Annotated in this window: 29 protein-coding genes and 1 pseudogene; 21 read left to right on the forward strand and 9 right to left on the reverse strand. The window is 70.2% G+C overall.

The window, feature by feature from the left end:
- Positions 1–666 precede the first annotated feature (666 nt).
- Positions 667–1,164, forward strand: a complete 498-nt coding sequence (locus ABH927_RS00755; RefSeq protein WP_370017439.1) for a hypothetical protein — start codon at positions 667–669, stop codon at positions 1,162–1,164.
- Positions 1,165–1,339: 175 nt separating this feature from the next.
- Entirely contained in the window at positions 1,340–1,834 is a 495-nt protein-coding gene (locus tag ABH927_RS00760; protein WP_370017440.1) for a hypothetical protein, read from the forward strand.
- A gap of 303 nt (positions 1,835–2,137) precedes the next feature.
- Here the strand turns inward: ABH927_RS00760 and ABH927_RS00765 are convergent, their stop codons facing one another.
- The gene (locus ABH927_RS00765) at positions 2,138–2,632 is read right to left on the reverse strand and encodes a hypothetical protein (RefSeq protein WP_370017441.1); all 495 of its coding nucleotides are present in this window, start codon (positions 2,630–2,632) and stop codon (positions 2,138–2,140) included.
- Positions 2,633–2,677: 45 nt separating this feature from the next.
- On the opposite strand from ABH927_RS00765, the gene ABH927_RS00770 reads away from it, so the two are divergent.
- Complete coding sequence (locus tag ABH927_RS00770; RefSeq protein WP_370017442.1) at positions 2,678–2,938, forward strand: helix-turn-helix transcriptional regulator; 261 nt, start codon at positions 2,678–2,680, stop codon at positions 2,936–2,938.
- Between the two features lie 139 nt (positions 2,939–3,077).
- Positions 3,078–3,506: a hypothetical protein gene (locus ABH927_RS00775; RefSeq protein ID WP_370017443.1), complete on the forward strand. Its 429-nt coding sequence runs from the start codon at positions 3,078–3,080 to the stop codon at positions 3,504–3,506.
- On the opposite strand, the gene ABH927_RS00780 is transcribed toward ABH927_RS00775, so the two are convergent.
- The 3 genes from ABH927_RS00780 to ABH927_RS00790 are packed head-to-tail and all read right to left on the reverse strand — an operon-like array spanning position 3,491 to position 5,056.
- Positions 3,491–3,859, reverse strand: coding sequence for a hypothetical protein (locus tag ABH927_RS00780; protein WP_370017444.1), 369 nt, complete (start codon positions 3,857–3,859; stop codon positions 3,491–3,493). The genes ABH927_RS00775 and ABH927_RS00780 overlap by 16 nt on opposite strands.
- Positions 3,805–4,356, reverse strand: coding sequence for a hypothetical protein (locus tag ABH927_RS00785; RefSeq protein WP_370017445.1), 552 nt, complete (start codon positions 4,354–4,356; stop codon positions 3,805–3,807). The genes ABH927_RS00780 and ABH927_RS00785 overlap by 55 nt, the downstream gene beginning before the upstream one ends.
- 7 nt (positions 4,357–4,363) lie before the next feature.
- Positions 4,364–5,056, reverse strand: coding sequence for an FAD-dependent oxidoreductase (locus ABH927_RS00790; protein ID WP_370017446.1), 693 nt, complete (start codon positions 5,054–5,056; stop codon positions 4,364–4,366).
- 175 nt (positions 5,057–5,231) lie between these two features.
- On the opposite strand from ABH927_RS00790, the pseudogene ABH927_RS00795 reads away from it, so the two are divergent.
- From ABH927_RS00795 to ABH927_RS00810, 4 genes and pseudogenes are all read left to right on the forward strand, one after another.
- Positions 5,232–5,597, forward strand: a pseudogene (locus ABH927_RS00795) (alpha/beta fold hydrolase); the annotation flags it as partial.
- Between the two features lie 206 nt (positions 5,598–5,803).
- Entirely contained in the window at positions 5,804–6,070 is a 267-nt protein-coding gene (locus ABH927_RS00800; protein ID WP_370017447.1) for an alpha/beta fold hydrolase, read from the forward strand.
- A 5-nt stretch (positions 6,071–6,075) separates the two neighbouring features.
- A complete protein-coding gene (locus tag ABH927_RS00805; protein ID WP_370017448.1) occupies positions 6,076–6,708 on the forward strand; it encodes a VOC family protein in 633 nt (210 codons plus the stop codon).
- A gap of 16 nt (positions 6,709–6,724) precedes the next feature.
- Positions 6,725–9,475, forward strand: coding sequence for an AAA family ATPase (locus tag ABH927_RS00810; protein ID WP_370017449.1), 2,751 nt, complete (start codon positions 6,725–6,727; stop codon positions 9,473–9,475).
- On the opposite strand, the gene ABH927_RS00815 is transcribed toward ABH927_RS00810, so the two are convergent.
- The gene (locus ABH927_RS00815; RefSeq protein WP_370017450.1) at positions 9,422–9,685 is read right to left on the reverse strand and encodes a hypothetical protein; all 264 of its coding nucleotides are present in this window, start codon (positions 9,683–9,685) and stop codon (positions 9,422–9,424) included. The two genes, ABH927_RS00810 and ABH927_RS00815, sit on opposite strands and share 54 nt — an antisense overlap.
- A 56-nt stretch (positions 9,686–9,741) precedes the next feature.
- Here ABH927_RS00815 and ABH927_RS00820 point away from each other — a divergent pair, with 56 nt between their 5' ends.
- Entirely contained in the window at positions 9,742–9,912 is a 171-nt protein-coding gene (locus tag ABH927_RS00820; protein WP_370017451.1) for a hypothetical protein, read from the forward strand.
- Positions 9,913–10,139: 227 nt separating this feature from the next.
- Here the strand turns inward: ABH927_RS00820 and ABH927_RS00825 are convergent, their stop codons facing one another.
- Positions 10,140–10,823, reverse strand: coding sequence for a TioE family transcriptional regulator (locus tag ABH927_RS00825; protein ID WP_370017452.1), 684 nt, complete (start codon positions 10,821–10,823; stop codon positions 10,140–10,142).
- A gap of 90 nt (positions 10,824–10,913) precedes the next feature.
- On the opposite strand from ABH927_RS00825, the gene ABH927_RS00830 reads away from it, so the two are divergent.
- Together ABH927_RS00830 and ABH927_RS00835 are read left to right on the forward strand one after the other, a co-directional pair.
- Positions 10,914–12,071 (forward strand): erythromycin esterase family protein, encoded by a 1,158-nt coding sequence (locus ABH927_RS00830; RefSeq protein ID WP_370017453.1) that lies wholly within the window; start codon positions 10,914–10,916, stop codon positions 12,069–12,071.
- Positions 12,072–12,141: 70 nt separating this feature from the next.
- A complete protein-coding gene (locus tag ABH927_RS00835) occupies positions 12,142–12,843 on the forward strand; it encodes a DUF1275 family protein (protein WP_370017454.1) in 702 nt (233 codons plus the stop codon).
- A gap of 231 nt (positions 12,844–13,074) precedes the next feature.
- Here ABH927_RS00835 and ABH927_RS00840 read toward each other — a convergent pair whose 3' ends face one another.
- Entirely contained in the window at positions 13,075–13,386 is a 312-nt protein-coding gene (locus ABH927_RS00840; protein WP_370017455.1) for a dihydrodipicolinate synthase family protein, read from the reverse strand.
- Positions 13,387–13,617: 231 nt separating this feature from the next.
- Here ABH927_RS00840 and ABH927_RS00845 point away from each other — a divergent pair, with 231 nt between their 5' ends.
- Positions 13,618–14,595 carry a LysR family transcriptional regulator gene (locus tag ABH927_RS00845; RefSeq protein ID WP_370017456.1) on the forward strand — a complete coding sequence of 326 codons (978 nt, stop codon included), beginning with the start codon at positions 13,618–13,620 and terminating at the stop codon, positions 14,593–14,595.
- A gap of 65 nt (positions 14,596–14,660) precedes the next feature.
- On the opposite strand, the gene ABH927_RS00850 is transcribed toward ABH927_RS00845, so the two are convergent.
- Together ABH927_RS00850 and ABH927_RS00855 are read right to left on the reverse strand one after the other, a co-directional pair.
- Positions 14,661–16,040, reverse strand: coding sequence for a hypothetical protein (locus ABH927_RS00850; RefSeq protein ID WP_370017457.1), 1,380 nt, complete (start codon positions 16,038–16,040; stop codon positions 14,661–14,663).
- Between the two features lie 130 nt (positions 16,041–16,170).
- A complete protein-coding gene (locus ABH927_RS00855; protein ID WP_370017458.1) occupies positions 16,171–16,869 on the reverse strand; it encodes a DivIVA domain-containing protein in 699 nt (232 codons plus the stop codon).
- Here ABH927_RS00855 and ABH927_RS00860 point away from each other — a divergent pair.
- The 9 genes from ABH927_RS00860 to ABH927_RS00900 all read left to right on the forward strand — a co-directional run bounded on the left by ABH927_RS00860 (position 16,840) and on the right by ABH927_RS00900 (position 23,795).
- Positions 16,840–17,034, forward strand: a complete 195-nt coding sequence (locus ABH927_RS00860; protein WP_370017459.1) for a hypothetical protein — start codon at positions 16,840–16,842, stop codon at positions 17,032–17,034. The two genes, ABH927_RS00855 and ABH927_RS00860, sit on opposite strands and share 30 nt — an antisense overlap.
- Before the next feature lie 407 nt (positions 17,035–17,441).
- A complete protein-coding gene (locus ABH927_RS00865; RefSeq protein WP_370017460.1) occupies positions 17,442–17,843 on the forward strand; it encodes an ArsR/SmtB family transcription factor in 402 nt (133 codons plus the stop codon).
- A complete protein-coding gene (locus tag ABH927_RS00870; protein WP_370017461.1) occupies positions 17,836–18,948 on the forward strand; it encodes a cation diffusion facilitator family transporter in 1,113 nt (370 codons plus the stop codon). The genes ABH927_RS00865 and ABH927_RS00870 overlap by 8 nt, the downstream gene beginning before the upstream one ends.
- Before the next feature lie 382 nt (positions 18,949–19,330).
- Complete coding sequence (locus ABH927_RS00875; protein WP_370017462.1) at positions 19,331–19,867, forward strand: hypothetical protein; 537 nt, start codon at positions 19,331–19,333, stop codon at positions 19,865–19,867.
- Between the two features lie 260 nt (positions 19,868–20,127).
- Positions 20,128–20,736: a dihydrofolate reductase family protein gene (locus ABH927_RS00880; RefSeq protein ID WP_370017463.1), complete on the forward strand. Its 609-nt coding sequence runs from the start codon at positions 20,128–20,130 to the stop codon at positions 20,734–20,736.
- 374 nt (positions 20,737–21,110) lie between these two features.
- Positions 21,111–21,413 carry a hypothetical protein gene (locus ABH927_RS00885; RefSeq protein WP_370017464.1) on the forward strand — a complete coding sequence of 101 codons (303 nt, stop codon included), beginning with the start codon at positions 21,111–21,113 and terminating at the stop codon, positions 21,411–21,413.
- Positions 21,414–21,587: 174 nt separating this feature from the next.
- Positions 21,588–22,196, forward strand: coding sequence for a dihydrofolate reductase family protein (locus ABH927_RS00890; RefSeq protein ID WP_370017465.1), 609 nt, complete (start codon positions 21,588–21,590; stop codon positions 22,194–22,196).
- Positions 22,197–22,248: 52 nt separating this feature from the next.
- Positions 22,249–22,572, forward strand: a complete 324-nt coding sequence (locus ABH927_RS00895; protein ID WP_370017466.1) for a YciI family protein — start codon at positions 22,249–22,251, stop codon at positions 22,570–22,572.
- Positions 22,569–23,795: an RNA polymerase sigma factor gene (locus ABH927_RS00900; RefSeq protein WP_370017467.1), complete on the forward strand. Its 1,227-nt coding sequence runs from the start codon at positions 22,569–22,571 to the stop codon at positions 23,793–23,795. Before ABH927_RS00895 ends, ABH927_RS00900 begins: the two co-directional genes overlap by 4 nt.
- Positions 23,796–24,067 lie beyond the last annotated feature (272 nt).

Below are 24,067 nucleotides of genomic sequence, written 5' to 3' on the forward strand. Positions count from 1 at the left end.
GCCTGCAGCGGGTCGCGGCGCAGCTCGGCGTCGTGGTCCACCCCGCGGTCGTGAGCCTACAGGGCCGTGAAAGGCGGGCCTTCGCCGACACGATGCGGCTCGCGGTCGGGGCCGGTCTGCCCCGAGAGCGGGACGAGCAGACGGCGGAGATTGTCTTCCAGGGCCTAACTTGCTCTGCTGTTGATCATGGGTTTGGTTGGTGTTTGGGTCTGGCCGTGTGCGGTCGGGTTCCAGGGGGAGTTTCGCGAGTTTCGAGAGCCTCCTACGCGCGCGTGTACGCGCGTAGGAGCACCGAAAACCCGGGGGAAGGGGAACGCCCCGCCTGCCGGGCTGTGACCCGGGGCGGGCGTGTGATGCTGTCGCGTGGCGTCCGGGGCCGATAGCCGCAGTCCCGGGCGCCGCCTTACCGGGGCGGGTACCGGGGGTTGAGGAACACCACAAGACCCAGGTCAAAGCGCCCGAAAGCCCCGACAGCGCTTAGCGCCGGTTTTCGTTCCGATGTTCCTCAACCCCCGCATCCCGCAGAGCCGTGAAGCGCCCCATCCAGGACTGGCTACAGAAAGTTACCTATCGATCACTCTGGAGATAGATGTTCATCGTGAGACGTCAGGCGACAGTGACTCTGGATAGACCGCCCCCAGGTGTCGTCTCGCATCAAGGAGTCCTGTGCGTCGCTTCGCCAAGCCCACAAGCCCGACCGTCCTGGCCGTCTCTCTGGCCGCCTGCCTGACTGCCCCGCTGGCCCCAGCTGCGGCCGCGCCTGCCTCGCCCCACGGCCATCCGGCCAGAGCAGCCAAGGCGGCGGTCACCGACATTCGGGAGGTGGTGAACCAGACGAGTCAGTACCTAACCGTCCACAAGGGCGAAGGCAGCCAGGTGTTCGCCCAGAAGACCCTCGACCCCAACAGCCGGACCACCGATTCGATGTGGATTCCCTGGGTCGGTAATGAGAACGAGATGGACAAGAGCATCGATGTCAACCTGGGCCTCACCGTTCCCTACTGGATTTTCCAGGACTACTGGAACGGCAGCAACCAGATCAAGTTCAGTAAGAACCACAGCTACCGCGACAGCGTCCCCGTGCCCGGCAGCAACACCGGAGGCGGCAGGAAACGCCTGACGATTCGGCCCGACGGCTCGCCCTACCTGGAGAGCATCAACTAGTCCCGCGGGATTCGCCAGGCCTGCTCCCGGCCTCACCGCCCCCGCCTGCGCCGACCCGCTGCACGCCAGCGGCGGGCGGCCTCCTTCGAGCCGGGCCGCGCAGTGGCACCGTCCCCGTACGACCAGCACCTGCATTCAGAGCCACAGACCCACGAAAGGCATCACCATGCCGTCCTTGCGCCCGCTTCTCACCGCCGCCGTCTTGCTCACCGCAGCGGCGCTTTCCACCGCCCCGCCAGCTGCCGCCACATCCCACTCCCCACACAACCTGGACAACGTCCAGGTCAAGGCGGCCAGGGCGGCGGTCACCGACATCCGGGAGATCGTGAACACCCTCCAGGTGCAGGTGCAGATCGCCAACAACGAATCCGGGCAATGGTTCACGATCCAACCCAACAGCCGCTGGACCGGCTCCATGTGGGTTCCCTGGGTCGGCAATCAGGACGAGTTGAAGAGCAAGAGCATCACCGTGCTCTACACCGACACCGGCAGCGACTACGGGTACTACCTGTTCCAGGACTACTGGGACCCCGGCGACAAGGTCAAATTCACCTCGGTAGTTCGGCCCTCCTACAAGGGCAGTTACTTCGTCGGGGGCGACAGCACCGGCGGCGGCCGAAAGCGCCTCATCATCGGCAAGGGCAGCTTCACCATGGAGAAGACCACCTGAACCTTCAGGACCTCCGACGGCGCCGACACCATGGACCTGTGAGGCTCGGGCGGGCGATCGGCCCGCCCAAACACGCGCGCGTGTCCGCGTAGACCTGTCGCAAAAGTCGCGAAACTGGGTCGGCAGGGTCCTGCCCCCTTTTGTCTTCCGTACGTGCGGATGGAAGCGCCGGGGGGAGCGGGGGCGGCGTGGTCCTGGTGCTCGTTTGCCGTACGGCTCCGCGCGGACGGCCCGATTTCGACGCGCTCGGCGAGCTCCTCCGAGGACGCGGAAACCCCGGCACTGCTACTGGTCCTTTCGTGGTCACGCGCGGCGGCGCTGCCGGCGCTGGTTGTCCCAGGCGTGCTTGACGTCGTAGATGAGGTCGGTGACGGCCTTGTCGCGGGTGGCGGGGCGTTTGCCGCCGCCGGCCCCGGTGCCCAGGTGCCAGGCGAGGCTGCCGCCGCGGCGGCGGGCTTCCCAGCCGGAGCGGGTGCCCCGGGCCGACAGGTGCGGCTGGACGGTGCCGAGCAGTTCCCCGGCGACGATGACCCAGTAGGAGCCGTCCACGTCGCCGCTCTTGACGACCTGGACGGCGGCGAACTCCTCATCGGTGTACCAGCGGCGGCGGCGTACCGGGTCACGGTCGGAGGTCCAGGGTTTCGTCACGTCGGTTTCGCCGCGATCTTCGCCGTGACACGGCCGCGCCTTGGCCCTGGCCGTGCCCGCCGTGCCCGCCGTGCCCGCCGGTCCGGACGCGGCCGCCGTGCGGTCGGCGTCGACGGCCTCCGGCACAGGCTCGGGGGAGGGTTCCGTCACGGCGGTTTCGTCACGGCCGGGTCGCGAGCGTGCGGCGCTGGGTCCTTGCGGGCTGGCCAGCTCGGCGAGCGTGGCGAGCGCCGTCAGAAGCGAACGGGCGACCCTGGCGTGGAGCTCACCCCGCAGGAGGCGCAGATCGCGCGGCTGGCCTGCGACGGGCACACCAACCCGGAGATCGCCGCGCGGGTGTTCCTGAGCCACCGCACCGTCGAATGGCACCTGCGCAAGGTCTTCACCAAGCTGGCCATCACCTCGCGCAAGGAGCTGGCGCGGGCGCTGCGGGCCGTCGAACCGGCGACCGCCTGAACCCGCGCCCCCAGTAGGGGGCCAGGGTAGGACCAGGGACTGTCACGGGCGCGAGAGGCGGCGGCCGCGCGCGATCGTGAAGACATCATCCCCCAGGCACTCGGACCAGCGAGCCCGGCGGCCACCCCAAGGAGCAGAGATGTCCACCAAGGCCACCCCCACCGCAGACACGCAGACCGCCGCCGTCACGACCGCTTCCCGTCCCCTTCGCAAAATCGTCACCGTCGCGCTGGCCGCCGTGGCCACCGCGGCTACCCTGCTGGCCACCGCCCCCAGCGCCAGCGCGCAGGGCAACTGCACCCACTACGGACAGGAGGGCTGGGGACAGATGTTCACCAACAACAACTACCAGGGCGACTGCTTCGAGTGGTCGTTGGGGGCAGATATAGAGCTCCCCGCCTACATGGCGAACAAGGTCTCTTCACTGCGGACCTGGTCTGGCTGGCCGTTGTACGGCGTGACCCTGATTGACTGGAGCACGGGCTCCAGGTTCCATGCCGGGCCTAACGAGTGGTGGCCGAGCCTGCCCGCGTGGGCCAACGACACCGCTGATCACGTGCAAGCCTGAACCCCCGCTGGCGGGCGTACGGGTGGACCGACTTTCAAGCTCGCCGTACTGGTCTGGCATAGCATGTGGCCGTCGACGGCAGCCTCCACCGACGCCCACCTCTGCCACTGCGGGCGAACGCCCTTCTCCCCGGCCCCGCACCCGCGCCTGGACCACCTCAGGTCCGGCTTGGCCAGGCGCGCGCCGCCGCGCGGTTCACAGGAGGGCGCGCAGGACGGGCTGGAGCGCGCGATGGAAGGTCGGGTACGCGAATGCATCTCGGCCAGTGTCCGGATCGGGACCTGCGCGTGGATCGCCGTCACCAGCGCGGCGAGCACCTCACCGCCCGAGCTGCCGACCACGGTGCCGCCCACCAGTGTCCCTCGGTCGGCGTCCGCGACCAGCTTGATCGGGCCGCTCTCCCCGGCGATCCAGCCGCGGGGCCCAGGTCGCCGGTCGCCGTCCGGACGTTCACGCCGCGTTCGCGGGCCGCGGCCTCGCTCAGCCCGACCGAGCCGACCTCGGGGGCGATGAAGGTGACACGAGCGACGGCCCGGTAGTCGGCCCACGGGCCGTCGGCGCCGGTGAGGTCCCGGATGACCACGTTGGCCTGGTACATCGACATGTGCGTGAAGGCGCCCTTGCCGCCGATGGCCCAGAGGCCCTCGGCCACCCGCATCCGCTCATCCGCATCCAGCACCCGCGCCCGAGGATCCAGCCCGGGGTGTTCCAGGCCGAGATCGGCCAGGTTGGTGCGCCGGCCCGCCGCCACCAGCAGCCGCTCGGCCTGGAGCACGCCGTCGGCCAGGCCGATCCGGAACCCGTCGCCGTCGTGCTCGACGCGCTCGGCCCGCGCCGCCGTACGCACCACGACGCCCTCAGCGGCGAAATGCCTTCGCCACGGCCGCCGAGGCCTCCGGTTCCTCGACCGCCAGTAGCCGGTCGGCGGCCTCGATCACGCTCACCTCGACGCCGAAGGCGGCCAACGCCTGCGCGATCTCGCAGCCGATCGCGCCGCCGCCGAGCACCGCCAGCGAGGCCGGCAGCTCGGTCAGCCGGACGATGTCCCGGTTGGTCCAGTACGGGGTGTCGGCCAGGCCGGGGATCGGCGGCGCGGCGGGGGAGGTCCCGGTGTTGAGCACGATGCCTCGCCGGGCGGTGTAGGAGGTCTGCGATCGTCGGGGCCGGTGACGGTGACCATGCTGGGCGCGGTGATCCGGCCGCGTCCGCGCGCGAAGACGCCGCCGGCCTCGACCAGCCGGTCGACGGCGACCTGGTCGTTCCAGTCGTCGTTGGCCTCCTCGCGGATGCGGTTGGCGACCGGCTTCCAGTCCGGGACCACGGTCGCCGTTCCGGCGTGGCCTTCGACGAGCCGGGCCGCGCGCAGCCTGTCGGCCGCGGCGATCATCATCTTGGTGGGCACGCACCCGTAATACGGGCATTCGCCGCCGACCAGGCGCTCCTCCACGCCCACCACCGACAGTCCGGCCTTTGGCCAGGCTCCCGGCCACTTGCTCACCGCCGGGGCCCAGGCCGATCACCACGACATCGCATTGGCTGGTCTCGCTCATGTCCGCGCACCCTTCCGGTCGCCGTCTTGTTCTTCGACCATGCCGCACCTGCTGTGGCGCCGCACCCGTGCCGCCCACGGGCCTTCACCCCGGTGCCGGGGCCAGGGACTGTCCCTGGTGCGAGGGGACCGCCGCCGCAGGAGGCTGGGGATGTTCCCGCCGAAGGAGGGCGACCATGACCACCTCGCCGATCAGTCCCACGACCGTCATCGTGGACGGGCTCACCATCCGTTACGCCGACAGTGAGCCACGCGGCCCGCACGCGCTGCTGCTTAGCCCTTGGCCCGAGAGTTTGTACGCGTTCGAGCCGATGTGGGCGGAGCTAACGGCCGGTGCCCACGTGATCGCCGTCGACCTGCCCGGCTTCGGACGCTCGCAAGGCCGCCCGGACGTGCTCACCCCGCGCGCCACCGGCGCGTTCCTGATCCGGCTTCTGGACGCGCTGGGGCTGGACCGGGTGCACGTCGTCGGCCCGGACGTGGGCACCAGCGCCGCCCTGTTCGCGGCAGCCAGCCAGCCGGACCGCTTTGACAGCCTCGTCATCGGCGGCGGAGCCGCATCAGCGCGGCTCGTCCTCGGCGAGCCGCTCGCGAGCTGGGTGTCACAGCCCGACATCAGCTGGTATGAGCAGAACGCCGACCAGGTCATGCAGATGACCCTCAACAACATCCTCCCGGCCACGCCGCTCGGGCGGCACGTGGCGACGGACTATGTCGCCTCCTATGCCGGCTCCGGTTCGCCGAGTCGATGCGCTACGTCCGCACCTACCCGGCCGAGCTCGACGCGCTCGAACCGTTGCTCCCGGCGATTCGGACACCGGTCCGGATTATCGCCCCCGAGCGGGACCTGGTCGTCCCGCGCGCCCACGGCGACTACCTCGCCGCCCGGCTGCCCAACAGCACGCTCGACGTCGTCGAGGCCGGGCACTTCGCCTGGGAGGAAGCCCCGAAGGCCTACGCCTCCCTCGTCCTGGACTGGTGGGACCGCCACCAGCCCGCCGAAACCAGAAGGTGACCACCATGAAGCAGACGGACCTGAAACTCGAAGCCGTCGTGATCCCCGTCGCCGACGTCGATCGCTCCAAGAAGTTCTACCAGGACCTGGGCTGGCGCCTGGACGCCGACTTCGCCTTCGACAACGGCTTCCGCGTCGTCCAGGTGACCCCGCCGGGGTCACCGGCATCCATCCAGTTCGGCACCCGGATCACCACCCAGCGACCTGGCACCGCCGAAGGCGTCTACCTGGTCGTCTCCGACATCGCCGCCGCACGCGAGCAACTCGTGGCCCTCGGCGCCGACGTCAGCGACGTCTTCCACCCGGACGCCCCGGGCGCGCAGTTCGGCCAGATCCCCGACGGCCAGGCCGACGGACCGGCGCCCGAGCACGCCAGCTACGGCTCCTTCGCCACCTTCCGTGATCCGGACGGCAACGCCTACCTGCTCCAGGAGGTCACGCACCGGCTCCCCAGCCGTGTCGAGGGCGCCGCCACCGAGTACGCCTCGGTGAGCGACCTGGCCGGCGCACTCAGGAGGGCCGCCGCTGCGCACGGCGAGCACGAGGCCCGCAACGGCGGCGCGTTAGACGAGAACTGGCCGCAGTGGTACGCGGCCTACATGGTCGCCGAACACCACGGCGACGACCTGCCCAAGTGAGCACTAGAATCGCGATGTGGCAGCAGCGCCGACCCTGCGAGGACGCCAACGCGAGCGTGACCTCCTGGACCAGGCGCTGCGGCACATCAGGGGTGGCGAAAGCGCGACGCTCGTGCTGCGTGGCGAGGCCGGGACGGGCAAGACCACGCTGCTGCACTACCTTGAAAGCCAGGCCACCGGGTGCCGGATCGCCCGGGTGACCGGCGTCGAATCGGAGCTGGAGCTGCCCTTCGCGGCCCTCCACCAGCTCTGCGCCCCGATGCTCGCCTCGGCCGGCGCGCTCCCCGAACCCCAGCGGCACGCGCTGAACGTGACGTTCGGGCACGAGGCCGGAGCCCCGCCCGGCAAGCTCATCCTGGGTCTGGCGGTGCTCAGCCTGCTCGCCGAAGCGGCCAGCGAGCAGCCGCTCGTCTGCCTCATCGACGACGCCCAGTGGCTCGATGCGCCCACCAGGCAGGTGCTCGGATTCGTCGCCCGCCGCCTGCTCGGCGAATCGGTACTGCTGATCTTCGCCGTTCGCGAGCCGTTCCCGGACAACCTGCTGGCCGGTCTGCCGACCTTGGCCGTTGAGGGACTTGAGGACGCGGACGCCCGCGAACTGCTGGCCGCGACGAATCCGGGCCGACTCGACGCCCAGGTGCTCGACCGGATCGTGGCCGAGACCCGCGGCAACCCCTTGGCCCTGCTGGAGCTGTCGCGCAGCGGCCGGGCCGAACTCCTGGGCGGCTTCGCGCTCCCCGCGGTCAGCGCCGGCGCCCTGCAGGAGCGCTACGAGCGACGCATCCGCGCCCTGCCCGAAGCCACCCAGCGGCTGCTCCTGCTGGCCGCGGCCGACCCCACCGGCGACGCCGGCCTGCTCTGGCGCGCCGCGCAAGGGCTTGGTCTCGGCTCGCAGGTGGCGGTTGCGGCCGAGGAGGCGCAACTCGTCGAGATCGGCCGGAACGTACGCTTCCGCCATCCGCTGATGCGCTCGGCCGCCTACGCCGCAGGCCGTACCCAGGACCGGCGTGCCGTCCACCACGCGCTCGCCGACGCCCTGGACGCCGCAGGCGACCGGCAACGCCGAGCCTGGCACCTGGCCGCCGCCAGCGAGGGACCCGACGACCGGCTCGCCACCGAACTCGCCGACGCCGCACAGGGCGCGAACGCCCGCGGCGGGGTCGCCGCGGGCGCGGCGCTGCTGCGGCGTTCGGCCGAGCTGACCATCGAGCCCGCGCTCCAGGTGGAGCGCACACTGGCGGCAGCCCAGGCCAGCCTCGACGCCGGCCACTTCGCCTCAGTGCTCGCCCTACTCGCCAGAGCCGCAGCGCTGCCCACCGACGACCTGCAAGGCGCCAGGATCGACCTCCTGCGCGGCCTCACCGACCGCGCCGCCCGCTCCGGGCGGGAAGCTCCGGCCGCACTGCTGCGCGCCGCTCGGCGGCTCGAACCCCTGGACACCAGGCTCGCCCGGCACACCTTCCTCGACGCCTGGGGAGCGGCCCTCGTCGCCGGATCGCTGGCCCAGCCCGGCAGCGATCTGGCCGCCGTCTCCGCCGCCGCCCGGACCGCACCCCCGGCACCCGGCGCGGCGAGCGCCGCCGACCACCTGCTCGACGGCTTGGCCGCGCTCATCACCGACGGGACGGCCGCGGCGCATCCGCTGCTGCGCGAGGCGGTCGCGGAGTTCTTCAACGACACGGTGCCGCCCACCCTGTGGCTGCACTGCGGCGTGCTGGTCGCCAACGCGGCGCTGTCGCTATGGGACTACGACCGCTGGGAGGCCGCCAACGCCCGGCACGTCGAACTGGCCCGCGAGGCGGGCGCGCTCGCGCCGCTGGCCAACGCACTGAACGTACGGCGGGTCATCGCGCTGTGGCGCGGAGACGTGGAGCTCGCCCGCGAGCTGGGCCTGGAGGAGTCGACGGTCAAACAGGCCACCGGCACGCTCAGGGCCTCCTACGGGGATCTGTTCCTGCTCGCCTACCAAGGCCACGCGGCCCAGGCGCTTCCGCTGCTCACCGAAGCCGCCGAAGAGGCGACCGCGCGCGGGGAAGGTCTCGGCCTGTACTTCACCGACCGGGCCACCGCCCTGCTCCACCTGGGCCTCGGCCACTACGCCGAAGCCACGGCAGCGGCCGGACGCGCCGCGACCGGCGAGCTCGGCCCGTTCACCGCGCTAGCGCTGCCCGACCTGGTCGAGGCCGCGGTACGCAGCGGCGCGACCACGATCGCCGAAACGGCCCTCGATCGTCTCGATGCCTACACCGCAGGCTCGACGCTGGGATGGGCGCGCGGCCTGCAGGCTCGCTCACGCGCTCTCCTCAGCGACGGCGAGGAGGCCGACCGGCTCTACGCTCAGGCGGTGGAGTATCTCGCCCGGACCCGGCTGAGGTTCGAACTGGCCAGGACCCAGCTGTTGTACGGCGAGTGGCTGCGCCGCCAACGCCGCCGCTCAGACGCCCGCACCCAGCTGAAGCAGGCGTTCGCGGACTTCACCGAGATGGGCGCCGACGGCTTCGCCGAACGGGCCAGGCACGAACTGCTGGCCACCGGCGAGAAGGTCCGCAAACGTACCGCCGACACCGTCGACGATCTCACTCCGCAGGAGGAGCACATCGCCCGTCTGGCCAAGGCGGGCCGTACCAATATGGAGATCGGCGCTGAGCTGTACATCAGCGCTCGCACCGTCGAATGGCACCTGCGCAAGATCTTTGCCAAGCTCGGCGTCAGCTCACGCAGGCAGCTCCGTGACGCGCCGATCCCCTCGCTCGGCCGGACGCGCTGAGGCGGACAACCCGGTCAGCGCGGTGGCTATGACCCGTCGTACGACCTCCTGTTTCTCACCCACGGGAGCCGCGTAGTCGATCGCAGCCCGGGCGGCCGTCTCGCCGACCGTACGCCTCAGCGCCCATGCCGCCAGATACACCGAGGCCAGGCATCCGCCCGCGGTCGCGATCGCGCCCTCGGCGTGGAACGGCGCATCCAGCACCCTCACCCCGCGCTCCTCAAGCCACGGCCTGGTGATGGTGTCGGTGCAGGCCGGAAGAACCGTTGCTGCGCCGCTTGCGTGAGGCGCAGCAGGCGGCGCTGGCCGAGCCGGCGGGGTCGGGCGCCGGCCTGCTGCTGGAAGGGGTCGTGCTGCGGTTGCAGGCGGACCTGCGCTGGCTGGATGCCTGTGAGCGGGCCTGGTCCAAGGTCGATGACGAAGTTGAGGGTGGATGAACGTGTCAAGTGCCGCGGTCCGGGCCTGCGGCCTGGTGAAGACGCATGGTCAGGGGCAGAGCCGGGTCCGCGCGGTGGACGTGGTCGACCTGGAGGTTCCTCAGGGACAGATGCTGGCGGTGATGGGGCCGAGCGGCTGCGGGAAATCCACTCCGCACGTTCATCCGCAGAACGTTGAGCTCCTCCTTCCGTGGCCATGCCGTTCCCGTGGTGGGAGTGACTCGGCCTCAGAGTTCGCGGGCGCAGAGGTACGCGTCCAGGTCGGCGGCGCCCTTGAGCATGGCGCGGCCCCGGGCGGACAGGCGGGCCTGCCAGTCGCGCAGGGTCGACTCCAGCGGGGCGACGCCTCCGGCGTAGCGGACCTGAGCGATCAGCGGGGCGATCTGCTCCAGCAGGTAGCCGCCCCGCCTGAGCTGGTGGGCCAGCCGGACGTCCCGTACGTCGGCCGCGCTGTAGATCCGGTAGCCCGTCTGCGGATCGCGGCGCGGCCGGACCAGCCCGGCGTTCTCCCATTTGCGCAGGGTGGCAGGGCGGATGCCGAGCCTCCTGGCCAGGGGGCCGATGAACGTGTCGCCGCGCTCCTGCGGCACGGGCGCCAGATCGCGGAGCGCGGCTTCGACGGCCTGGAGGGTGCGGCGGTCGTCGAGGAGCTGGCCGTGGCTCTCGTCGATGAGCCGCAGCGCGTCCTCGGTGGCACCCCGGTTGACCGCCTGCATGATCGACGTGGCGGTCTGGTGACCGTGCCCGGGCACGAGGGCGAGGAACGCGCGCAGGGCTTGCGCGTGCAGCGGCGTATAGGTGCGATAGCCGTGGACGGTGCGTTCGGCGGCGGGCAGGATGCCGGCGTCCTCGTAGTTCCTGATCGCCTGGGTGGACAGGCCGTGCTCGCGCGCCAGGTCCACTGGCCTCATGGATGCATCACCAATTGAAGGTCCATCGCGATGAGAGCGGGGAATTTCAGGGAAAGTTTACACTGAGTGTTCAGCGATACCGTTGAAGGTATGGATATCAAGGACACGGCCTGGCCGCTCGATGGCACGGGCGTCTCGGAGTTCCTCCGGTCGCTTCCCGCCAAGCCCCTGCTGCTCGGCCTGGGCGAGGCCAGGCACTTCGTGGGGGAGCTGGGCGAGTTGCGCAACGAGATCTTCCGGCATTTGGTCGAGCATGAGGGCTACCGGTCGTTCGCCATCGAGAGCGACTGTCTCATGGGCCTCGTGGTCGACGACTACATCACGACGGGCGCGGACACGCTCGATGACGTAATGGAACGCGGCTTCAGCCACGGCTTCGGCGCGTCCCCGGCCAACCGCGAGCTCGTGCGCTGGATGCGCGCGTACAACGAGGAGCATGACGAAAAGCTCCGGTTCTTCGGCTTCGACGGCCCGCTGGAGTATTGGGCCGAGAGCCCGCGCCAGGCGCTCACCGCCCTCTACGCCCTCCTCGACGGCCCGCTCCCCTGCACCATGGAAACCCTCGACGCGCTGCTCGGCCCGGACGACCGGTGGACGAACGAGGCCACGGTCATGGACCCGTCCCAGTCGATCGGCCAGTCCGCCGACGCCCAGCGGCTGCGGCTGCTTGCCGACGACCTGGTGGCGCTGCTCGACACGCAGGCGCCGCGGCTGAGCGCGAAAGGCAGGGAGCGGGCGGCACTGTACGGGCGCACCGCCGTCGGCCTGCTCCGCTACCACTCCTGGATGGCCGACACGTCCCCGGCGCGGATAATGCGGCTGTCGGCCCTGCGGGACGCGATGATGGCCGCCAATCTGCGCGCCGTCGCCGAGCACGGCCCCGCCCTGGTCTTCGCCCACAACCTCCACCTGCAGCGGGACAAGAGCTTCATGCGGCTCGGCGACCTGCCGGTGGAGTGGTGGAGCGCGGGGGCGATCACCGAAGCGCACCTGGGCGACCGGTACGCCTTCCTGGCCTCCGCCTTCGGCACGGTCGGCGACAACACCCCGCCCCCGGACACCGTCGAGGGCATCCTGTCCACGCTCCCGTGGGACCACTCTCTCATCGACGCCCGCCGCCTGGCCGAGGCCGTCAGGAAGCCGGCCCCGCGCATCTCCCACGATTTCGCCTATTTCCCGCTGGACCCGGCCCAGCTCGACAGGATCGACGGCGTCGTCTTCCTCAAGCAGGCTGTCAGGCTAGGTTGACAGGCAAGGTGTGCGGCGGGCGGACGAACGGCGGGCGGCGGATGCATCGGGGAATTCACGGGGAGGCGGGATGCCGGCAGGGGCGGTTTCCCGGACCTGGCGGGCCCGTCTGGGGCCGCTGGTCCTGGCCACGGCGCTGACGGCGGCGACGGGCGCCACCAACGCGATCAGCTTCATCGGGCTCGGCGGGGTCTTCACCAGCGTCATGACGGGCAACCTCGTCCTGCTCGGACTGTCGGCCGGGCGTCCCGACGCCGCGCTCGCGGCCAACGCCGCGGGCGCGATCGCCGGTTTCGCCGCAGGCGTGCTCGCGGGCGGCCGGATCGTCGGGCCGTCGGCGCGCGGCCACCCGGGGTGGACGGTGCGGGTGGCCGCCGTCCTGGGGTGCGAGCTGGTGCTGTTCGGACTGTTCCTCGGGACCTGGGCGGCTGCCGGGGGCCGGCCTGCGGGGGCCGAGCGTCTCGTGCTGGCGGTCGTCGCCGCCTTCGCGATGGGCGTGCAGAGCGCGGCGGTCCGGACGTTCGGCATTCCCGGGCTCTCCACGACCTTCTTCACGGGCACGCTGACCGGGGTGCTGGCGGGCCTGGTGACCGGGGGGCGGGTGTTCTGGGACAGCGTCGTCCTGCTCGCGGCCCTGGTCGCGGGCGCCGCGGGAGGAGGATGGCTGGTCCTCCACGCGCTTCCCGCCGCGCCCGCGTTGCCCATGGCTCTGCTCGCGTTCACGCTCGCCGCCCTGCGCCCGCTCGCCGTATGGCCGGACCGCTCTCATTGAACCGCGAGGCGGCGTGTTACTGGACCTGACTGGTGAGGGTGGTCTGCTGCAGCAGCTCACCAAGCGGGTCCTGGAGTCGGCGCTCGAAGGCGAAACTGGTACTGCAACGTGTTCAAGAGTGAGTAGGCAGCGGCTTCACGTCGAACTCACTATCAGCGGCAGTAGCGGCGTTTGGCTCTAGGTGGTCGAATGTCGTCGCGCATCCTGATCCGCCGCCTGGCGGAGGTTCGGTCAGACAGGCGCGGCGATGGTTGCCAGAGCATCCGTTAGCCGCTGGAGGTGAGGCGGCGGCGGCTCGAGCAGCGGGAGGCGCACCGTCGCGTGGGGGATGATCCCGAGCTCGGCCAGAGCGGCCTTGGCCATTATGGCCCCTTGGGATGTGCGCATGATGGCGTCCACCAGGGGAATCAGCGAACCTTGGATCGCCTTCGCCGAGTCGAGGTCGCCGCTGCGGACCGCTCGTATGAGCTCGGCGTTGCGGTCGGCGACGACATTGCCCACGACGCTGAGCACACCGGTGGCGCCGCACGCGAGGTAGGGCAAGTTGAGTTCAAAATGCCATCGCACCCTGTGGTCAGCAGGTGGTCGACGAGGTTGGCGAGCCCAGGTTCGCTGATCGTGCCGTCGGGGTGCATCGGGGTCACCATGGCGACGAGGTTGGAGCCGAAGAGTAGGTCAGCAGGGTGCTGCGGGGTGGTCATGGTTCGATCCTGCGTCGGCCCGATAAGTGTGGTCCAGCGATGCTTTCTTGCCAATATTGCGTAGTTTGTCTTCATGATTGATGTCGGGGCCTTGCGGGCGTTGCGGTCGATGGCTGCTCTCGGGACGCTGGCGCGGGCGGCCGATGAGCTCGGGTTCACGGCCTCGGCGGTTTCGCAGCAGATCAAGAGGCTGGAACGCCAGGTCGGTGTGCCCGTGCTCGCGCCGGCGGGACGCGGGGTCGTGCTCACTCCGGCCGGGCAGGCCATCATCGACTCAGCGCCCGAAGTGTTCCAGGCGCTGGAGCGCTGCGCCGAAGCGGCCCGGTCAGTCTCGGAGGGCGCGCCGCGCGGCATACTCCGCGTGGTCGCCTTCTCGACTGCTATCCGCGGGCTGCTCGCGCCCACCATTCTGCGACTGTCGACGCGCTGCCCGGACCTACGCGTGCACATCACCGAGCAGGACCCCGACCAAGCCCTCCACAGCGTCGATGCCGGTACAGCCGACCTCGCCCTCGTGCACGACGCCGACGGGCTGCCAGCCCCTCTGCCATCGTCCCTGACCCAGCGCCATATGCACACCGACGTCGGCGACGTGGTCATGAATCGGACGCATCCGCTCGCGCGGCTCGATCCGCCACTCGCCGGCGCCGACCTTGCCTGCTACTCGTGGGTGACCAGCCCGCCTGGCTCGGTGTGCCACCAGTGGTTCCGACGACTGTTCGCAGACGTGCCCGAAGACCCCGACGTGCGCCATCTGGTTGACGATTTCGCCACCCAGCTGTCGCTGGTCGCCTCAGGCGACGTTATCGCCCTGATCCCTCGCCTTGCTCGCCCGCCCTTGGAAGAAGGGCTCGTCTCCCGGCCGCTGCGGCGGCAACCGAAGCGCGAGATACACGCGGCGTGGCGGCGCAGCGCCAATGCCAGCCCAGCGATCCAAGCGGTGCTCGCGGAGCTAGGCTCCGCAATCGCCGGCGGCCCCCCTGAAGTCACAACGCCACATCCAGTGAGTGCACATGAGCACCTCCCGGCCAGGACCGACAGATCCCGTTGAGGACCCAAGGTCAGTCAGCTGCTGGGTCAAACCCTGGCGGGAGGGGCTCATCTACATCATCACTGTCAGCTGCCGGCCTGGTGGGTGCGGGCTGCGGGAGCGATCGCATCTCGGTGGCTGAGGGCGGTGAGCAGTGAGCGGCGTTGCCGGTCGCTGAGGTCGGCGACCTGCTCTTTGGCGCCGACGCCGGTTGCGGTGATGAGGGCCCGCACGGTGTGCGGGGTGGAGCCCGGCAGAGCGCGCAGGATGCGCCGGATCGGGGTGTGCTCGGTGACCGGATCGGTGCGCTGGAAGACCTCGACCAGGCTGAGCCGGCCGGAGCTGACCGCCTGGCTCAGCTCCGCTCGGCTGAGCTGCGGGACCGCCGCGGTTCGGACTGCTGGCCGGTCCGATGGCCGGTCCGCTGTCCGGTCCGGGCGGGGGCCGACGCCCGGCGCGCGCCCGGATGAGGTGGGGTGGGGGCTCGAGGAGGGCCCGGTTGCGATGCGGTCCAGCCGCTGGTGGGGCAGAGACGCGGTCGCCACAGCACCCGGGACGAGCGGCGCCGCCTCCAGCGCCGCATCTAGTACGGCAGGCAGGGCCCCGCCGGCGGCGCCCGCGGCGGCTTTCGGGGGGCTTTCCTCGCCGCCGAGGGTGTGGGCGGTGGCGAGCAGGATGCCGGCGCCGGCCGCTGCGCTCGCGGCGATGGCAATCTGTCGGCGCGACAGCCGTCCGCCTTGCTGCTTGCTCGCGGCGAGTTTCATTCCGACGATCGCGGTCCGGCACAGCACGCCCATGACCATGGCGAGAAGGATCGGGACGAGCCGAACGGGGAGAGGGCTGAGGGTGGCGGTCACCACGCCCACGGTCGGGCTGAGGCAGGCCACGACCAGCCAGGGGGTCAGGCGTTGCTTGGCGATGTCGAGCAGCACGGCCAGGGCCAGGCCCTCGCTGGCCGAGTGGACGATCAGCGCGATGATGACCACGACGGACGCGGTCAGGGCCAGGGCGGCGCCTTCGATGGCGCGGTGCAGGGTGAGCGCGGCGGCGGTGCCCATGCCGCCGAACACCGCAGCGTCCATGCCTTGTTTCAGGCGGCGGTGCAGGCCGGGGGCGTGCAGGGCGGCGCGGGGCGGCTCGTCCTCAGGGCAGGCGCAGCCGCGGCGGGTGAAGTAGGTGATGACCAGGAAGCCGAAACCGGCCGACAGCGCCAGCGCCCAGGGCGGGACGCCGGCCTCGGCCGCCTCGCCCCAGGCGTCGGGCGCCAGGTCGACCAGGGCAGTGACCAGGATCATCGCCGAGGCGATGGCCAGCCACAGGCTCATCCGCTTGGAGTTGCGACGGGCGAGGAAAGCTCCGACGAGGGTCGAGATGCAGACCAGCAGCACCGCGCCCATTGCCTCCTGGCGGGGCGGCTGGATGTCCAGCACCGGCCATGCGGCCAAGACGACAGCCGATGGTGGCATGCGTGAGTACCTCCTATTGATCTGGTGGGAGGGCGGAAGCCGAGAGCCACGCCCACATGGGCCAGGCGCCGAATCCGCTTGCTCAGGAGAACAGACGGGGCCTCCAATACGGCCACGCTGTCCGCAGCCGTCAGCCCGATACGGGATGAGGCGCCTGAGCGGGCTGGCCGACTGGGTCGTGGGAATCCTGGCCGGGGTCCTGAGAGTCGTGGGAGTCGTCGCCGGGGTCGTGGAGTTCGTCGAGCAGGGTGTGGAGCCGGTTGATCTGCCCGTCGAGGGTGTCCTTGAGCCCGCTCCCGAAGGTGGCGATGAAGGAGTGCAGGACCTGAATCCGGCTCTCCAGCTCCTGGTGGGGGATGCCGGCAGCCTCCCGCCGCAGGCCCGCGGCCTTGTCCAGGGCGGCCTGCTCCACCTGCTCGGCCTTGCCGCGTGCCTGCGCCAGCACGACTTGGGCTTCCTGATGAGCCAGGGCGAGTGTCCGCTCCGCGGCCGCTCTGGCGACATCGACGAGCTGAACGGCGCTTTCTCCCTCCACGGCCGGCGACAGCTGCCTGCCGCAGCCGACGCTGTGCTGGGCCGCGGCGGCGCGCGCCCGCAGTTCCTCGTTGTCCCGCAGCAGCCTGATCAAGGCGGCCTCGACCCTGCCGAGAAACCGGTCGACCTCGGCCAGGTCGTAGCCCTCCCGTAGGCGCACCACCGTGAACACCTGATTGCGGATGTCCGCGGGGGACAGCACGCCGCCCGCGCTGGGCGGATCCCGGTGCGCCGGGCCCGTGGACGCCCCATCGAAGTGGCCGGGATGATCGAGATTGTCGAGGTCGTCGAGCACGCCGACGGCGCCATGCCCTTGACTGTTCGCCTGCCCCTGACCGTGCGGATGCCCATGGCCGTCGTCGTGGCCGTGGCTCCCGTGGTCGTGGCCCTCGTGGTGGCCGTTTGTGTGACCGTGTCCGTCGCCCATCGCGTTCCTCGTCCCTTGTCGTCCGGCACCTAGGCGTGGTGGGAGTGGCAGGAACTGTCGCCGTTCGCGTGAACGTGCGCGTGGCCGGGGGAGTGACCGTGCCCGTGGTCGGAGCAACCACAGCGATCGACCTGATCGGGTGCGTGGCCGGCGTGCTGGCCGGCCTGCGGGGCGGTGCTCTCGCTGGGGCAGCAGGCGTCGGCGCGGGACGGCGCGGCGTGGCCGTGATCGGGGCCGGGATCGGATGCCATGGGGAACCTCCGGGACGTGGATCGACGATTCTTACGCTCCGTAGTTATCCAGTTACCCTCAGGCTTACACATGTGAGCAACCGGGCAAGTATTGATTGCCAATCCATGGGCTCACTGGCGGACGAGTGGCGACGAACCTGCCGGGAGTGCCTCACAGAGGCGGAAAGCGAGGTCAAAATCCTTCCACGTATGAACGAATTCTCAGATGTCGCGCCGTGGGCACCGGATGACTGCGCGGTACGGATGGTGGACGCCGAACGGGTAGCCAGTGTCCGTCAGGCACTGCCGGACGAGGACGCGGTGGAGGATCTCGCACGGATCTTCGGATTGCTTGCCGATCCGGGGCGGCTGCGGTTGATCGCGGCACTGCTGGAGGGGGGAGAGATGTGCGTGTGCGACCTGGCGGCGGCGAGCAGGCACAGCATGTCGGCCGCCTCGCACGCGCTACGGCTCCTGCGCACCAATCGGGTGGTGAAGGTACGCCGCAGCGGCCGGATGTCGTACTACCGACTCGCCGACTCTCACGTGCGGATGCTGTTCGACCTGGCCATCGTCCACATCAGGCACGAGCGAGGAGACCGTGATGACTGATCAGCCCGCCGCCCACACCCACACCCACATCCCTGTCCACGAGCACGGCGAGCACGAGCACGAACCTGGACAGGACAAGGCCCACGGACATGGGAATGGTCCAGGTCATGGTCACGGTCATGGGCATGTGATCAGCGCGGAGGCCAACCGTCGCTGCCTCGCCGGTGCGCTGGCGCTGATCGCTGGTTTCATGGCGGCCGAGGTGGTGGTGGGTCTCATCGCCCGCTCTCTGGCACTGATCTCCGATGCCGGACACATGCTGACCGACGCCTGTGCGATCGTGTTCGCCCTGGTGGCGATGCGAATCGCCGCCCGGCCGCCCCAAGGGGGGTTCACCTACGGGCTCAAACGAGCTGAGATCGTCTCCGCCCAGGCCAACGGCCTCACGCTGCTGCTACTGGCCGTCTGCTTCCTCTACGAAGGCGTACATCGCCTCGTCGCGCCCCCGCCCGTGCAGGGCGGATATCTGGTGGCCACCGGGCTGGCCGGAGTCGTGGTCAATCTCGCCGCCAGCTGGCTGCTCAGCCGGGCCAACCGGACAAGCCTCAACGTCGAAGGCGCCTTCCAGCACATCCTCAACGACCTGTACGCCTTCATCGCCACCACCGCGGCCGGTGTGGTCATCGTGCTGACCGGCTGGGTCCGCGCCGACGCCATCGCCGCCCTGGTGGTAGCGGTGTTGATGCTCAAAGCCGGGTGGGGCCTGGTCCGCGAGGCCGGCCGCGTCTTCATGGAAGCCGCCCCCGTGGGGGTCAACCCCGCCGAGCTCGGCCGCAAAGCCGCCGCCCTGGCGGATGTCGCCGAGGTGCACGACCTGCACATCTGGGAGGTCACCTCCGGCTACCCCGCAATGTCCGCCCACGTCCTGGTCACCCCTGGAGCCGACTGCCACGCCGTACGGCAGGCCGTGGAACACCTGGTTCACCACGACTACGGCATCCAGCACACCACCTTGCAGGTCGATCACGCCCCCGCCGAGCTGCTCACCCTCGCGCCAGTAACAGCGACACTCACGACAGCCGCCAGCGGCGCCCACTGCGCCGACCCCCACGGCCCCGCGCATCGTCCCGAACCCCCGCTCCCGCGCCGCCGCCAACCGGCATGACGAGCTACCGAGGGTCCCCGGCGACGCCCTCGGGCCGTCCGTCCCGCCATGGGCCGCCCTGACGACAACGAGGCGACGGACGCACCACGACGAAAGCCCGAGGACAAGAGCCCGAGGACGAGAGCGAGACGCCGTGATGAGCGAGCGACAACCTGCCCTGCACCACACCCCCGCCGACACCCCCAGAACCGACACCCCCAGAACCGGGGCCAAAACTGACGACTGTGCGGACACCTGCTGCGCCGCCGTACCGGCCGCCATTCCCAGGGCGGCCCCGCGGGACACATGGGGGACCTCACCTGGGGCTCCAGCGGAACGCGATGAGGACTGGCTGCGAGCCGCCCGCTGGGCCAGAACCCTGTCCTGGATCAGCCTGGTCTGGATGACCATCGAAGGTGCCGCGGGCATCGCCGCCGGCGTGGCGGCCGCCTCCATCGCCCTGATCGGCTGGGCGCTGTCGTCAGCGGTCGAAGGGTTGGCCAGCGTAATAGTCATCTGGCGTTTCACCGGCTCGCGCACCCTGTCGCACACCGCCGAAGGCCGGGCGCAAAAGGCTGTGGCGGTCTCGTTCTGGCTGCTGGCGCCGTATGTGGCGATCGAGGCCGTGCACAAGCTGGTCACCGGTCAGGAGGCCGCCTCCAGCGTGCTCGGCATCGTGCTGACCGGGCTCAGCCTGGCGCTAATGCCGCTGCTCGGCGTCGCCAAGCGGCGCCTCGGCGCGCGCCTGGGCTCCGGCGCCACCGCTGGGGAAGGCGCCCAGAACCTGCTGTGCGCCTACCTCGCCGGGGCTGTCCTGGCCGGACTGGCCGCCAACGCCGCGATCGGGTGGTGGTGGCTGGATCCGCTGATCGGAATGGCCGTCGCCGCCGTCGCCGTCAAAGAAGGCCGCCAGGCCTGGCTCGGCCAGGAATGCTGCTGACCACACGCCAGACCGCGCCAGACCGCACGGTGCGCAGCTCTAAAGTCCTCGCACTGCCGTCCAGGATGACCATCGGCATCCCCGGCGCAGAGCACGATCAGCGCGGTCAGCGGCCGATGGACGATGAGGCGCAGGCAAGCACTTTCAGGACCCAGCGGCGCGCCCGCTGCAGGTCCCAGGGAATCGAGCTCGTGAACTCTCTTGAAGTCCGGCGTGCTCGGGAGGATCTTCGGTGGACGGATCCGGGCAGGAGGAGACCCATGGGCAAGGTCATTTTCTCGATCTCGATGTCGCTGGACGGTTTCGTCGCGGGGCCAGAGGACCGGCCCGGGCAGGGACTGGGCGTGGGAGGCGAGATCCTGCACTACTGGGTGCATGGCGGCGGCGCGGACGGGTTCGCGGCAACCGGGCCCGACCGCGCGGTGCTCGACGAGCTGTTCGTGGACACCGGAGCGTTCGTGGTGGGCCGGCGGATGTTCGACGTCTCCGAGGCGTGGGGCGGCGACCCCCCGGGCGGGCTCCCGTGTTTCGTGGTCACCCACCACGTCCCGTCCGAGTGGGCGAAGCCCGCGGGGCCGTTCAAGTTCGTGACCGACGGCGTCGAAAGCGCGGTGACACTGGCCCGGAAGGCCGCCGGAGACGGGAACGTCGCCCTCGGCGGCGGCGCGGACATCGGCCGGCAGGCCATCGAGGCCGGGGTCGTCGACGAGATCCAGATCCACCTCGTCCCCGTGTTGCTGGGGGGCGGCGTCCGGCTGTTCGAGCACCTGGAGGTCGCGCCGATCCGGCTGGAGCGGACCCGGGTGATCGAGTCTCCCTATGCCACCCACCTGCGCTTCACCGTGCTGGATCGCCCGTCACGGCCATAGCCGCTTCGGCAGCACCCAAGACGGGGGGCAGACCAAAGTACGAGAGAAAGGGACAGAGTCGTGCTTCGCGCTGGTGCTGGCGTTGAAGTGCTTTCAGAAGATGGCGCGTTTCCCGTCCCCGGACGAGATCCCTGACGTGGTGATCGACCACGTTCGGCGCTGCCTGGAGTTGGCCACCGGCTCAAGAAGCCCGCCCAGCGGGCCACCTGGTCGCGATTCCGCGAGCAGGTGAAATGGCTGGACCAGGTGGACGCGCTCGGCGACACCGACGCCTGGCTGGACGGCATCGCACCGTCGAAGATCGCCGACTTCGCGGGTGAGGCCGACGCCCAGGACGCCGACACCTTGTCGCGCTATTGCTGTAGGCGCTCGTGGTGCAGGCCCACAGCGTGCAGGCGGTGCGGGCGGCGGTGGACCAGGCCGGCGGGTTCGCCGCGCAGCTGGCCGACATCGAGGAGGTGGCCGCCTTCCACGGTGACGCGCACGAGCTGCTGGTGTACCGGTTCTTCAAGGCCGGCTTCGTCGCCCACCTCAAGGACGCCCACTTGAGCGCGGCCGCGCACCTGGACGCCGGCTACCTCGACAACGCCGACCTGGTCATCGACGAAGGCCGTGCGCCCACCCTCAAACGCCGCCGCGGTAAGGGCACGAGCTTTGTCCGCACTGGGCGCGCTTGAGGAGGTGGAGCGCGGTCGCCGCGACACTGTCGTGCTGTCGGATCGCTGACGACCGGCGTCCCGGAAAGTTCTTCAAAGAAGTCCGGGAGGCGGTGTCGGATCGGGGCGGTGGTGTTCGTAGCAGGGGTGAGGCCGCCCGCAAGGGGGCGGCGCCGAGGTAAAGGAATCGCGATCATGAAGCTGACGACCGTGACTCAGGTCACCATCGATGGAGTGATGCAGGGAAACGGCGGTGCGTCGGATGAGGACCGCAGGGACGGATTCGAGCGCGGCGGATGGGCCCGGGGGGCGGGTGACGACGAGACCAGGACGTTCATCACCCAGACCTACCAGCGCGCAGAGGCGTTCCTGTTCGGCCGGCGCACCTACGAGTTGTTCACCTCCTGGGGATCAATCGACCAGATGCGCGCACATCCCATCGGCGTGGCCTTGAACGAGGCCCCCAAGTACGTTGCCTCGACCACGCTCACCGCGCCGCGTTGGGAGGACACGACCGTTCTCCGCGGTGACCTCGCGGCGGCCATCAGTGAGCTGAAGGCCAAGCCCGGGGGTGAGCTGCAGGTGCACGGCAGTGGCATCCTGACCCGGTGGCTGCTGGAGAACGACCTGGTCGACGAGATGATTCTGATCGTGATCCCGGTGATCCTCGGCCAGGGCGCGAGACTGTTCCCGGAGACCGGTCCAGATCTTGCGCTCGACCTGGTCGAGTCGCGGGTCGACTCGAAGGGCGTGACGATCCAGGTCTACCGGCCGGCCGGGCGCCCGCGGTATGCAACGGCCTGAAGTCCCTACCACCGAACCACGCTGTCTTGACACCACAGGAGATGATCTTTAGATGCGGTACCTGGTTTCCGTGATCGATGACAAGAGCAATCCCGGCAGCACGGACAGGCGGCCTGCTATCAGCGCGTTCAACGAACGACTGATCGCCGAGGGCTACTGGGTTTTCTCGGGCGGACTCGCGGACACCGACGCGGCCACGGTCATCGACAACCGGGGCGAGCAGGCGGTGTTCAGCGACGGGCCTTTCGTGGAGTCGAAGGAGTACCTCGCCGGCGTCTGGGTGTGGGAGGCCCCCGATCTGGATGTGGCGCTCAAGCTCGCCGCCGAGGCGTCGAAGGTCTGCGATCGGAAGATCGAGGTGCGGCCGTTCCTGTGAGCGATGTCGAGGAGGCGATCACCCGGGCCCACCACGACGAGTGGGCGCGGGTGGTGGCCGCCCTGACCAGGCGTTTCGGTGACCTCGACATCGCCGAGGAGGCGGCTGCCGAGGCGTTCGCGACCGCCGTGGAGCGGTGGCCGGCCGACGGCGTACCGCCCAATCCCGGCGCCTGGCTGACTACCACCGCCAACCGCAAGGCCATCGACCGGATCCGGCGTGAGAACAAGCGCGACGACAAGCACAGGGAGGCTCAGATGACGTACGACGACCCGCCCGAGCCTGTTGGCGCGATCGATGACGACCGGCTCCGGCTGATCTTCACCTGCTGTCACCCGGCGCTGGCGGTGGAAGCGCGCGTGGCGCTGACGCTGCGCATGGTCGGCGGTCTGACCGTGCCCGAGATCGCCCGTGCCTTCCTGGTGCAGGGGACCACCATGGAGCGGCGCATCACCCGCGCGAAGGCCAAGATCAAGGCGGCTCGCATCCCCTATCGGATGCCGTCCGCCGAGGATCTGCCGGCTCGTGTCTCCGGCGTCCTGGCCGTCCTGTTCCTCGTCTTCAACGAGGGCTACCTGGCCAGCGGCCCCGACACCGATCCCGTACGACACGACCTGACCACCGAGGCGATCCGGCTCACCCGCCTGATCCGCGCGCTCCTGCCGCAGGACGGAGAAGTGGCTGGGCTGCTGGCGCTGATGCTGCTCACCGAGGCCCGCCGCCCCGCCCGGATCTCGGCGAACGGCGAACTGGTCGCGCTCGACGAGCAGGACCGTGGGGCCTGGGACGTGGAACTGATCGCCGAAGGTCATCGGCTGGTGCGTGAGCGCCTGGCCGCTGCCGGGGTGGCTCCGGGTCGCTATCAGATCCTCGCCGCGATCAACGCCGTGCACACCTCCGCCCGCGACATCCGCGACACCGACTGGTCGCAGGTCCTGGCCCTCTACGACCAGCTCGTCCGCCTCGACCCCTCGCCGATCATCGCCCTCAACCGGGCCATCGCCGTGGCCGAGCTCGACGGGCCGGAGGTGGCACTGGCCATCGTTGACCGCCTCGCCGAGGCGTTGGCCGGCTATCACGCCTACCACGCCACCCGCGCCGACCTGCTGCGCCGGCTGGGCCACAGTCAGCAGTCACGCGCGGCCTACGATCGGGCCATCGAGCTGGCCGGCAACACCGGCGAGACCGCCTACCTCACCCGCCGCCGCGACCAACTGCAGTAGCGCCCGCGTTTGAAGAGCGCACTTGATACAGCGATGAAAGGCGACGCGGAACGCTGCACTATTGACATGTTCAGACGCCAACCCTTCTCGCCGAGCAACGGCGCAGGATTCGGGGGCGCCGGGTTGCGGCGGCCGTAGAGATGCGGCCTGTTGTCGACCGGCCGCGACTCGCGCGGTACCTCCGCCGCCTGGTTCCCGACCAGCACGGCGTGTCCTCACCGACCATGACCGCGTTCCAGGTGCGGGCCGGGTTCTTCATGGCGTCGCACCCC

It is taken from the genome of Planotetraspora sp. GP83 (assembly GCF_041262585.1).
Lineage (GTDB): Bacteria > Actinomycetota > Actinomycetes > Streptosporangiales > Streptosporangiaceae > JAOEGB01.